This window comes from Thalassospira sp. UBA4513, assembly GCF_002388495.1.
In the GTDB taxonomy this organism is placed as follows: Bacteria; Pseudomonadota; Alphaproteobacteria; order Rhodospirillales; family Thalassospiraceae; genus Thalassospira; species Thalassospira tepidiphila.
Genome location: NZ_DGMR01000001.1, coordinates 44,517 through 56,038, shown reverse-complemented (window position 1 = coordinate 56,038; position 11,522 = coordinate 44,517). Strand labels below are relative to the sequence as shown.

Annotated in this window: 11 protein-coding genes; 3 read left to right on the top strand and 8 right to left on the bottom strand. The window is 55.2% G+C overall.

The annotated features are described in order from the left end of the window. The first annotated feature begins 49 nt into the window (after positions 1 to 49). Positions 50 to 490 (top strand): VOC family protein, encoded by a 441-nt coding sequence (locus B2T33_RS00295; RefSeq protein ID WP_286790877.1) that lies wholly within the window; start codon positions 50 to 52, stop codon positions 488 to 490. A gap of 100 nt (positions 491 to 590) precedes the next feature. Here the strand turns inward: B2T33_RS00295 and B2T33_RS00290 are convergent, their stop codons facing one another. Together B2T33_RS00290 and gltX are read right to left on the bottom strand one after the other, a co-directional pair. After that, a complete protein-coding gene (locus B2T33_RS00290; protein WP_040823987.1) occupies positions 591 to 1,898 on the bottom strand; it encodes a citrate synthase in 1,308 nt (435 codons plus the stop codon). Positions 1,899 to 2,008: 110 nt separating this feature from the next. Next, positions 2,009 to 3,415 carry a glutamate--tRNA ligase gene (gltX, locus tag B2T33_RS00285; RefSeq protein WP_286790876.1) on the bottom strand — a complete coding sequence of 469 codons (1,407 nt, stop codon included), beginning with the start codon at positions 3,413 to 3,415 and terminating at the stop codon, positions 2,009 to 2,011. A gap of 279 nt (positions 3,416 to 3,694) precedes the next feature. Between gltX and B2T33_RS00280 the strand changes: the two genes are divergently transcribed. Continuing rightward, on the top strand, positions 3,695 to 5,695 hold the full coding sequence (locus tag B2T33_RS00280) for a ComEC/Rec2 family competence protein (protein ID WP_286790875.1): 2,001 nt from the start codon (positions 3,695 to 3,697) through the stop codon (positions 5,693 to 5,695). Between the two features lie 76 nt (positions 5,696 to 5,771). On the opposite strand, the gene lexA is transcribed toward B2T33_RS00280, so the two are convergent. The 5 genes from lexA to B2T33_RS00255 form a co-directional block, all read right to left on the bottom strand. Next, positions 5,772 to 6,479, bottom strand: coding sequence for a transcriptional repressor LexA (gene lexA / locus B2T33_RS00275; protein ID WP_008891187.1), 708 nt, complete (start codon positions 6,477 to 6,479; stop codon positions 5,772 to 5,774). 162 nt (positions 6,480 to 6,641) lie between these two features. After that, positions 6,642 to 7,121: a cyclic pyranopterin monophosphate synthase MoaC gene (gene moaC, locus B2T33_RS00270; RefSeq protein ID WP_286790874.1), complete on the bottom strand. Its 480-nt coding sequence runs from the start codon at positions 7,119 to 7,121 to the stop codon at positions 6,642 to 6,644. 19 nt (positions 7,122 to 7,140) lie between these two features. Continuing rightward, positions 7,141 to 7,938 (bottom strand): indole-3-glycerol phosphate synthase TrpC, encoded by a 798-nt coding sequence (trpC, locus tag B2T33_RS00265; RefSeq protein WP_286790873.1) that lies wholly within the window; start codon positions 7,936 to 7,938, stop codon positions 7,141 to 7,143. Continuing rightward, entirely contained in the window at positions 7,935 to 8,969 is a 1,035-nt protein-coding gene (trpD, locus tag B2T33_RS00260; protein ID WP_286790872.1) for an anthranilate phosphoribosyltransferase, read from the bottom strand. The genes trpC and trpD overlap by 4 nt, the downstream gene beginning before the upstream one ends. Positions 8,970 to 9,001: 32 nt before the next feature. Beyond that, positions 9,002 to 9,574, bottom strand: coding sequence for an anthranilate synthase component II (locus B2T33_RS00255; RefSeq protein WP_286790871.1), 573 nt, complete (start codon positions 9,572 to 9,574; stop codon positions 9,002 to 9,004). 271 nt (positions 9,575 to 9,845) lie between these two features. Between B2T33_RS00255 and B2T33_RS00250 the strand changes: the two genes are divergently transcribed. Continuing rightward, entirely contained in the window at positions 9,846 to 11,069 is a 1,224-nt protein-coding gene (locus B2T33_RS00250) for a divergent polysaccharide deacetylase family protein (RefSeq protein WP_286790870.1), read from the top strand. Between the two features lie 71 nt (positions 11,070 to 11,140). Here B2T33_RS00250 and B2T33_RS00245 read toward each other — a convergent pair. Continuing rightward, the coding region (locus tag B2T33_RS00245; RefSeq protein WP_286790869.1) for a chorismate-binding protein at positions 11,141 to 11,522 on the bottom strand (382 nt) is incomplete at its 5' end.

Sequence of the window (11,522 nt, the reverse complement as noted above, 5' to 3'; positions counted from 1 at the left end):
GCATTGCAATTAGGTTCTTCGCATTGATCAATTCATAACGGAGAGTGTTATGCGCTACCTGCACACGATGGTACGTGTCGAGAATGTCGATGAGTCGATGAAATTCTATTGCGACCTTCTTGGTATGAAAGAGACCCGCCGGATCGAGAGCGAGCAGGGCCGTTTCACCCTGATCTATCTTGCACCGCCGGCGGATGTCGAAAGTGCCAAATCCGTCAAGGCCCCGGAACTTGAACTGACCTATAACTGGGACCCGGAAAGCTATTCCGGCGGACGCAACTTCGGGCATCTGGCCTATGAAGTCGACGATATTTATGCGCTTTGCCAGAAACTGATGGATGAGGGTGTCACCATCAACCGTCCGCCGCGTGACGGGCGCATGGCGTTTGTTCGTTCCCCGGACGGCATTTCCATCGAGTTCCTGCAAAAAGGCGAAAGCCTCGCCCCGGCTGAACCGTGGGCCAGCATGGAAAACACCGGAAGCTGGTAAGCCCGGAAAATATCGTGGGGCAGGTTAAAGCTGCCTCACAAATACAAAAAGGCCCGGAAAATTCCGGGCCTTTTCTTTGATCTGTCGATGTCGACGCGGCTTAGCGCTTGTCGACCGGAACGAACGGACGTTCTGCAACACCGGTAAACAGCTGACGCGGACGACCGATTTTCTGAGACGGATCTTCGATCATCTCTTTCCACTGGGAAATCCAGCCAACGGTACGTGCAACAGCGAACAGCACGGTGAACATGCTAACCGGGATGCCCATCGCCTTGAAGATGATGCCCGAATAGAAGTCGACGTTCGGATAGAGTTTCTTCTCGATGAAGTACTCGTCTTCACGTGCGATACGTTCCAGTTCCTGGGCAACGTCAAGCAGCGGGTCGCTGATGTTGAGTTCTTTGAGAACTTCGTGGCAGGTTTCCTGCATGACTTTGGCGCGCGGATCGTAGTTTTTGTAAACGCGGTGACCAAAGCCCATCAGACGGAACGGATCGTTCTTGTCTTTTGCTTTTGCAACGTATTCCGGGATGTTTTTCACATCGCCGATTTCGTTGAGCATGACCAGAACGGCTTCGTTTGCGCCACCATGTGCCGGACCCCAAAGCGAGGCGATACCAGCAGCAATACATGCAAACGGGTTGGCACCCGAAGAACCTGCCAGACGAACGGTCGAGGTCGACGCATTCTGTTCGTGGTCGGCATGCAAGATCAGGATGCGATCCATTGCCTTGGCCAGAACCGGATTGACTTCATAGTCTTCACACGGGTTGCCAAACATCATCTGCAGGAAGTTTTCTGCATAACCGAGCTTGTTGTTCGGATAGCGGAACGGCTGACCGATGGAATATTTATACGCCATCGCCGCAATGGTCGGCATTTTCGCAATCAGGCGATAGGCCGAAATCATCCGCTGCTTCGGATCGTTGATGTCGGTGCTGTCATGATAGAACGCGGACAGTGCGCCAACAACGCCACACATGATCGCCATCGGATGCGCATCACGGCGGAAACCGTTATAGAAATTGCGCATCTGTTCGTGGACCATGGTGTGCATGGTAATATCATTCTCGAACTTGGCTTTGTCGGTGGCATTCGGCAGCTCACCATAAAGCAGCAGATGGCAGACTTCGAGGAAGTCGGCATTTTCTGCAAGTTCATCAATTGCATAACCGCGGTGACGCAGAATACCAACGTCGCCATCAATATAGGTCAGTTCCGACTGGCAAGAGCCGGTCGAAGTGAAGCCCGGATCATAGGTGAAATATCCGGTTTCAGCATACAGCTTGCGGATGTCAATCACAGACGGGCCTACACTGCCCTCAATCACCGGCATATCGAACGACTTGCCAGTGGCATTGTCGGTCATTGTCACGGTGTGGGAAGTCTTGGGATTAGATGCCATGACTATTTTTCCTTCCCTGTTTGAACGAACACGGTTTCAAGTTGTGTGCAGCATAATGCTGCGGCGCACAAAGCGCAAACGGGTTATTAGTTTTTCTTAATTCGCTGTTGTTAAGCATCAAAATGGCGAATGCGTTTCAGCGTTTGGGTTTTACCAAGCACAATCATTACTTCGAAAATGCCTGGTGAAGAGTTGGAGCCTGTAAGCACCGCCCGCAAGGGCTGCGCAACTTTGCCAAGCTTTAACTCAAACTTATCGGCAATGGCACGAACACTTGCGTCAACGTCCTCTTCGGTCCAGCTATCAAGCGCTTCAAGACTGTTGGCCAGTTCCTTGAACAGACCTTCAGGTGCACCATCAATCAGGGACTGGGCTTTCTCGTTAACGGATGTAATGCCATCGGTAACGTAGAAAGCCGAAGAGTCGGCGAGCTCGATAAGAGTCTTGGCCCTTTCTTTAAGGCCTGCCATGCCGTTGATCAAGATTTCTTTTTGCGACGCATCAAGCGCATCCACGCCAATTTGCTTGGCAATCAGCGGCGAAATCTCGTCTGCAAGGCGTTTGTCATCGGCCTGACGCAGGTAGATGCCATTAAGGTTGGTCAGCTTTGCAAAATCAAAGCGCGCAGCCCCTTTGCCGACATCGGTGATGTCAAACCACTCAATTGCCTGCTCGGTCGAAATGACTTCATCATCGCCATGGCCCCAGCCAAGACGCAGAAGATAGTTGTTCAATGCCTCGGGCAAGAAGCCCATTTCATCGCGATAGGCATCAACACCCAGCGCACCATGGCGTTTCGACAGCTTGGCTCCATCCGGGCCATGGATCAACGGGATGTGCGCAAAGGTCGGGACATCCCAACCCATGGCATCATAAATGACTTTCTGACGGAATGCGTTGGTCAGGTGGTCGTCACCACGAATAACGTTGGTAACACCCATGTCATGGTCATCAACCACGACCGAAAGCATGTAAGTCGGCGTTCCGTCGCCGCGCAGGATGACATAATCGTCAAGCTGCTCGTTTCCGACGCGAACTTCGCCCTGCACCTGATCATTGATCACGGCATCGCCTTCCTGCGGCGCCTTGACGCGGACCACCGGTTTGACACCTTCCGGTGCCTCGGACGGATCGCGATCACGCCAGGTACCGTCATATTTCATCGGACGGCCTTCTGCGCGGCCTTTCTCGCGCATGGCGGTCAGCTCCTCGGGGGAGCAATAGCAATAATACGCTTTCCCGGCATCAAGAAGCTGTTGGGCGACTTCTGCATGGCGGTCGCGACGGGCAAACTGGAAAGTCGGCTCTTCGTCTGCGGTCAGGCCAAGCCAGTTCAAGCCGTCAAAAATGGCGTCTACGGCCTCGGGCGTTGAACGTTCACGGTCGGTATCCTCGATCCGGAGCAAGAACTTGCCACCGGTATGTTTGGCATACAGCCAGTTATAAAGTGCGGTGCGTGCGCCGCCGATATGCAGAAACCCGGTCGGAGACGGGGCAAAACGGGTAACAACCGTCATTCAATCTATCCGTTATTTGGATGTTGTCGCTTGTCCTGAGGACTTTTGGCGTGCAGGCTATAGCACAAATGACACGCTGTTGCACCACAGCGGATGTTAGATAGAAACTATGCGGCAGGCGGGCTATTGGACATTCGTCGTACGGCGACAGGTAAAGTTAAATTAAAACAATTGTTTGTGGGTGTTTTCTCACAAATTAATTTTGTTGTAACAAGCCAAAGAAATAAATGGTTTCTGTCCTCGGTTATCTTCTTTGGGTTGGGCTGTGCCGGGTATTTCTTGCTCCCTGCGCGTATCGGGCTTGGTCAAATTGCTCTGGCGGTGATTCTGCTGTGCTGCGGTTTCTGGATGTCGCGGCGACTTGCCACTCTGGCCTTCGCGTTTCAACTGCTTGCCAGTCTGGCTTTCGGGGCTTTGACAAGTGCCATCCATACCGAACTTGGCCCGGATAATATCACGACAAAAACGTTCTATACGACCGAGGTTACCGGCACCATCATCGCGCTGGAGCCAAGGAACGGACGTATCCGCGCCACCGTGCAGCCGTCCGAGATTGTCGGCATTGCCCAAGACCAACTGGACTGGAATGTAAGGCTCAGTTTCTTGGGCGATAGTGCGCTTTCAATTGGCGATCAGATCCGCGCGAACGCACGTCTCTTTCCCTTGCGCGCACCTGCGGTTCCCGGCGACCCGGATTTTTCACGTAATCTCTATTTCAGCAATATTGCCGCATCCGGCTTTGTCTTTGGACGACAGTTCGAAGTTCTGGAAAATCAAAAAGACATAAACAACAATATTTTACTGGTCGGTATTGAAAGGGCGCGTCAATATATCTCAGCCGTCATCAGCGATGAAATGACTGGCCCTGAAACCGGCATTGCCAAGGCGCTGATCATTGGCGAACGCGGTGAAGTCTCCCCGGATATTGCCGATAACCTTCGCAAATCCGGGCTTGCGCATTTGTTGGCGATTTCCGGTCTGCATATGGGATTGCTGTGCGGGACGGTGTTTTTCCTGATCCGGTTCGGGTTGGCCGCCATTCCATCAATTGCCTTGCGCTATCCGATCAAGAAATGGGCAGCGATGGCGGCCATGCTGGCGGGGCTTGTCTATCTTGGATTATCCGGGGCGACCATCCCGACCCAGCGCGCCTTTGTCATGTTGCTTGTGGTTTGGCTGGCACTCCTGCTGGATCGCCGTGCCATATCGCTGCGCCTTGTGGGCGTGGCCGCGATCATTGTTTTGATCCTTCGGCCTGATGCGGCGCTTGGCGCCAGTTTCCAGCTCTCCTTTGCCGCCGTTGGCGCACTTGTTGCGTTTTATGACGGGCCGGGGCGGCGCTGGCTGGATCGGCAGGGGATGCTGTCCTGGTATGAGCGTGCCGGTCTTTATCTTGCCGGTTTGCTGCTGACCAGTTTGATCGTGACGGCGGTGACTGCGCCCATTATCGGCTATCATTTCGGCCGTATTTCAATGCTCGGCGTACTCGCCAATCTGGTCGCCATTCCGGTCATGGCATTCTGGGTCATGCCCTGGATTGTCGTGACGCTGGCGCTGATCCCGATTGGGTTATCAGGGTTTTCTTTGGCCGCGATGAAGCCCGGATTGACGGTATTGTTGGAAACCGCCGAACTGGTTGCCGCACAGGACTGGGGGCTTTGGTATGTCTCGGGCCTTGATATGCTGGCGGTTGCCTTGGGGCTGTTTGCCTTGGCCTGGATCGTTATCTGGCGCGACAAGGTGATGATCGTGCCGGTCCTTCCGGTGATTTTTGCCGCCATTATCTTTCAGGCACTGCACAAAGAACCCGAAATCCTGATTTCGGGCGACCGCGAAAGCTGGGCTGTTTATGATCCCGATGCCGCTATCCTGCATACCTCATCGCGGCTGAATGACTTTCAAAAAGGCATCTGGATGAGCCGCTTTGGTATTCGCCCCGAACAGGAACCAAGCCGCGTACAGGCCTGCCAGAACGACCCGTGCTCCCTTGGTGTTAGCGCTAACATCGTTCCGTCACGGATCATCGTCGCAAGCCGTATTGCCAATCCGTTTTATGCCTGCCGTAATGCAGATATCATTGTCAGCCTGAAAACCGATCTACCAACCACCTGTCAGGCCTCTGGCGCGCGCGTGATCATCGATGATGACGTTCTGTGGTGGCAGGGCGGTGTTGCGATCAAACTGCCGTCTGAGCCTGGCGAAAAGCCAGAAATCAACACCGTCCGTGCGGAAACTGGCAATTGGCCCTGGATCATCATCGGCGGCAGAGCAGGGCGCTAACAACCTGATCGTACTCAAAACAAAAACGCCCGGGCACAAGCACCGGGCGTTTTTGTTTGTAACTTCGCGCAAGCAATCAGTACTGACGCAGCAGCCCGACCAGACGGCCCTGAATGCGCACGCGATCTGGCGACAGGGCGCGGGTTTCATAGCGTGCGTTGGCCGGTTCCAGCAGAACTTCACCACGTCCGCGTTTCAGGCGCTTAAGCGTGGCTTCGCTGTCATCGACGAGTGCCACCACAATCGTTCCGTCATGGGCCTGTTCACAGCGCTGGATCAGGACGGTATCGCCATCAAGAATGCCGGCATCAATCATCGAATCCCCCGATACTTCAAGGGCATAGTGATCACCGGCACCAAGCAGGGCGGCCGGGACCTGCACCATGGTCGTTTGATCGCGAAGGGCCTCGATCGGTGTACCGGCAGCAATCCGGCCATAGAGCGGCAAACCAACGGATTCCCCGGCTTCCGAGAAGGCGGTTGGCACCGTGGTTGGTCGATGCGCGGCCTTTCGCACACTGGCAAGCGAGGTCACATTGTTTGGCGTTTCCGGGGCGTCATCATCGCTGTTTTCCGGAAGTCTGACGACCTCAAGCGCGCGTGCACGGTGCGCAAGGCGGCGGATAAAGCCGCGTTCCTCGAGGCCTGTGATCAGGCGGTGAATGCCGGATTTGGATTTAAGGTTCAGGGCCTCTTTCATTTCATCGAAAGAGGGCGAAATCCCGTGATCGCGAAGGTAATTGTCTATATAGACCAGCAACTCATATTGCTTGCGCGTCAGCATGTTATTTCCCGAACCTGTAAAAAGAACAAAAAGGATACACAGATGTTCTACTTTAGTTCTTTTCGCGGGTCAAGCGGCTCTGTGCGATTTGACGGAAAAACCGAATAATCGCCGTGATCCTTCAAAAAATATGAATAGTAGGCGGTCCGCAGGGACAGGAAGCTAGTCCGCGACGAAGGTACCCGATTTGCCACCTTCTTTTCGGGTGACCCGCAAATCGGTAATCCTCATACTTTTATCAACCGCCTTGCACATGTCAAAAACCGTGAGTGCTGCGACCGAGGCAGCGGTGAGGGCTTCCATCTCGACACCGGTCTTGCCGGTTGTCTTGCAGGTGGCGGTGATATCGACGGCATCGGCATCGTTGGCCAGTTCGAGATCCACGGTGACAGAAGTCAGGGGCAGGGGATGACAAAGCGGGATCAGGTCAGGGGTCTTTTTCGCCCCCATGATCCCGGCAAGCTGGGCGATGCCAAGAACATCCCCCTTTTTATGGCCGCGCGCCGCAATCAGCTTTGCCGTTTCGGAAGACATCAGAACCCGGGCCTTGGCAATCGCAATGCGTGCGGTTTCTGCCTTGGCCGAAATATCGACCATCACCGCGTTGCCACCGGCATCAATATGGGAAAGCTTGTCTGCCATTGGTTCTGTCCAGTATTGATCAGGCCGCAAGGCCAAGCAGTTTGCGGGTGGCGGTTGCGACGTCGTCCTGGCGCATCAGGCTTTCGCCGATCAGGAAACACTCAGCGCCGACCTTTGCCATACGGGCAAGGTCATCAGGGGTAAACAGGCCGCTTTCGGCCACCAGCAACCGATCATCGCCGACCATGCTTGCCAGTTCCTCGGTCGTGGTGAGCGAGATTTCCATGGTCTTGAGGTTGCGGTTATTAATCCCCACCAAACGTGACTTGAGCTTGAGCGCGCGTTCAAGTTCCGGGGCGTTGTGCACCTCGATCAAAACATCCATGCCAAGGCTGTGCGCGGCATCTTCAAGCTCAGCCGCCAAACTATCTTCAAGGGCTGCCATGATCAGGAGGATGCAGTCCGCACCAAGCGCGCGTGCCTCGGTAATCTGATAGGGATCGACCATGAAATCCTTGCGAAGCGCCGGAAGATCGACTGCGGCCCGGGCCGCGACCAGATAGCTGTCATCGCCCTGGAAATAGGGGATGTCGGTCAGAACAGACAGGCAGCTTGCCCCGCCGGCCTTATAGGCCTTGGCGAGTTCCGGCGGATTGAAGTCCGGGCGGATCAGCCCCTTGGAGGGGGATGCCTTTTTGATTTCGGCAATCAGACCATAACGGCCATCGGCAACACTGGTTTCAAGCGCCTTGATAAAGCCGCGTGGGGCTGATTGTGCCTTTGCCTCGGCCTCGAGGGTGGCAAGCGTCTTGCGCGCCTTGCAGGCCGCAACGTGATCGCGTTTGTCATTGCAGATTTTGGCTAGTACGTCGCTCACGCCGGGGTTCCTTCGTTGGTGATCTTCACAAGCCCTTGCAGGGTCTCGGCGGCCTTGCCGCTATCAATGGCGTCTGCGGCCTTTTTGATGCCGTCGGCCAAATCGCTAGCAATGCCGGTGACCACAAGAGCCGCCCCGGCATTCATCAGAACGATGTCGCGGTACGGGCTTTTCTTGGCCGCCAAAAGGTCGGTAATGGCCTTGGCGTTGACATCGGCATCACCGCCCTTGAGGTCGTCAAGCGTTACGGTTTCGAGCCCAAAATCACTTGGGGTGATTTCAAACGTGGTGACCTTGCCGTTCTTGACCTCGGCAACGTAAGTCGGGCCGGTGGTCGAGATTTCATCAAGGCCGCTGTGGCCATGAACAACCCATGCATGCACCGATCCCAGACGGTTGAGCACATTGGCAATCGGTTCGACCCACTGTTTGGCAAACACACCAAGAACCTGACGTTTGGTCTTGGCCGGATTGGCCAGCGGTCCCAGCAGGTTGAAAATCGTGCGCGTGCCCATTTCAACGCGGGTCGGCATGACATGGCGCATCGCCGAATGGTGACGGGTTGCCATCATGAAGCAAAGATTGATGTCGCGAAGCGCCTTTTCCAGAAGCTTCATATCAGCATCAAGATTGACACCAAGCGCCATCAAAACATCGGCAGACCCGGATTTCGACGATGCGGCGCGGTTGCCGTGCTTGGCAACGGTAGCACCCGCGGCGGCGGCAACAATCGCAGCCCCGGTCGAGATGTTATAGGTGCCACTGCCATCACCGCCGGTGCCGCAGGTATCGACCGCATTTTCCGGGGCAATGATGCCGGTTGCCTTTTCGCGCATGACACGGGCGGCACCGGTGATTTCATCAACGGTTTCGCCACGAATGCGCAAGCCCATCAGGAAAGCCCCCATCTGCGATGGTGTCGCCTGACCGGACATCAGCACATTAAAGGCCGCCTCGGCCGCGCTTTCGGTCAGTTTTTCGCCATCTGCGACTTTGGCCAGAATTGGCTTCAGATCATGATCAGTCGACATCGGGTCTTCCTTGGTTTGCGGTCCGGTGCGCATTACGCACCGGTATAGTCGATAAAATTCTTAAGCAGAGCGTGTCCATGTTCCGAAGCGATGCTTTCGGGGTGGAACTGGACACCATGAATTTGATGGGTTTTGTGACGCACGCCCATAATAAGACCATCTCCGCTTTCGGCCGTTATTTCAAGGCTGTCGGGCAAAGTTTCGCGTTCAATCACCAGCGAGTGATAACGGGTGGCCTCAAACGGGCTGGGAAGGCCTTTAAAAACGCTGGCGCCGGAATGCTTCATCGCATCGGTCTTGCCATGCATGCATTCGGGCGCACGGATCACCTTGCCGCCAAAGGCCTGACCGATCGATTGATGACCCAGACAGACGCCAAGCAATTTGACCTTGCCCGCGGCAGCCTTGATCAGATCAAGGCAGATACCGGCCCGTTCCGGATCGCAAGGACCCGGCGAAATCACAATGCCTTCGGGATTGAGCGCCATGGCCGCATCCACGGTAATCTCATCATTGCGGCGCACTTCGACCTCTGGGCCGAGTTCGCGCAGATAGTGCCACAGATTGAATGTGAAACTGTCGTAATTGTCGATGAGGAGATACATCGGAGGAAAGGCCTGTGCACATTAAAGTTGCCAGAGAATAAACGCCCTTGTCGCTACGTCAAGCAGAAGCAGAGCAAGGCTTTTTTCGCCATTTGATGACATTGATGAAGATGGTTACGATCTTTTAACCGTGCGCTAACCAGAACCGTTTTAAAAACGTGAAAACACAAACCGACTTGATCGGTGTATAATCACAACATGGGAAGCGGTCGTTCAGTGAACGAAACAGCCGCTACGAGCATCCCAACAAACGAATACTGGAGACCACAGCGTGGCACGCCGGGCAACCCGGGCACCGACCGCCAAACGTAAGAGGGCGGCACCCAAGAAATCCACTCGTAAAAAGACCGCCCCGAAAAAGAAATCGGGTGGCATTGGTCGCCTGATGCTGGGCGGGGCCTTTGTTGCGGGTACGCTGTCGGCCATTATTGCCGTTGGCAGCATGCTTGAGCTTGATCGCGCGTCCGATGAATTTGGCCGCGCAGCGGATCAAAGCGCACCGAATTATGCCCTGGCTGAGCCGGAGCCGACCCCGAAGCTTCGCAAGGATTACAAGCTTTCGGAAAATGCCAATGTTTCTGAGCGTGGACGCACGGGATATCTGGTCGGTGAAAACAGTAAAACTACCCGATCCACCGGGCAAGGCGGGCAGGGACTGACGGACTTTGTGCCGGCACCGGCCGCACGCAAACCGGACCAGGGTGGGGATATCCTTCCTGGCGACAGTGGCAATGATGTTCCGGTTGCAACCGTTGGCCCGACAGATCAGCCGTGGCAAAAATATGCCGCGCTGACACAGGATACCGGCGACAAGCCGGTGATTGCGATTGTGATTGATGATGCCGGCCTTGATCAGCCGCGCACCGCCAAAACGGTCGATCTGCCGGGGCCGATCACGATTTCCTATCTGCCCTATGCCCGTGATTTGCAGGCGCAGGTCAATGCCGCGCGCAAGGCCGGTCATGAAGTGATGTTGCATATGCCGATGGAACCGTCATCGGCATCGGTTGATCCGGGGCCGCATGCGTTGCTGGCAAGCTATGACCGCCAGACCATCCTCAATGAGATGTCCTGGATGCTGGATCGGTTTGATGGCTATGTCGGTGTGAACAATCACATGGGCAGCAAATTTACCGCCGATCCCGAACGCATGCGTGTTGTCATGGAAGTCATGAAGTCGCGCGGCCTGATGTTCCTCGATAGCCGGACCAGCGCAGACTCGGTCGGCTATTCGACGGCCAGCAGCTTTGGCGTTCCGGCGATTACACGTGATATCTTTATTGATGATGCCGATGATGCGGCCAAGATCGCCGATATGTTGGCCCGCACCGAAAATGTCGCCCGCAAACAGGGCTTTGCGATTGCGATTGGTCATCCGCGCGATCTGACAATCGGGGCGCTTCACAAATGGATCCCCGAAATTCAGGCCAAGGGCTTTGTTCTGGTGCCTATTACCGATGTCCTGCGCCGGTCGATGCAAAGTGTGACCGGCTAGGGTTCGCTGACGGACATGAAAAAAAGGGCTGCAGGATAACTGCAGCCCTTTTTTGTTTGCAGGATTGCGAGCTATGCGAAGCGATGGGCTTCGCGGGCGGCGGCCATGAGGGCACCGGCCTTGTTCTGGCATTCCTTGTGTTCGAGTTCCGGTTTGCTGTCGACGACGACACCGGCACCGGCCTGAATGTGGATTTTATCGTCCTTGATGACGGCGGTGCGAAGCGCGATGCAGGTATCCATCGAACCGTCGGCCGAGATATAGCCGATACAGCCGGCATAGATGCCACGCCGGACCGATTCCAGTTCATCGATGATTTCCATGGCGCGAACTTTTGGCGCACCCGACACGGTTCCGGCCGGGAAGCCGGCCTTCAGCGCATCCATGGCGTCGTATTTTGTTTCGTCAATCTGACCGACCACGTTTGAGACGATATGCATGACGTGGGAATAA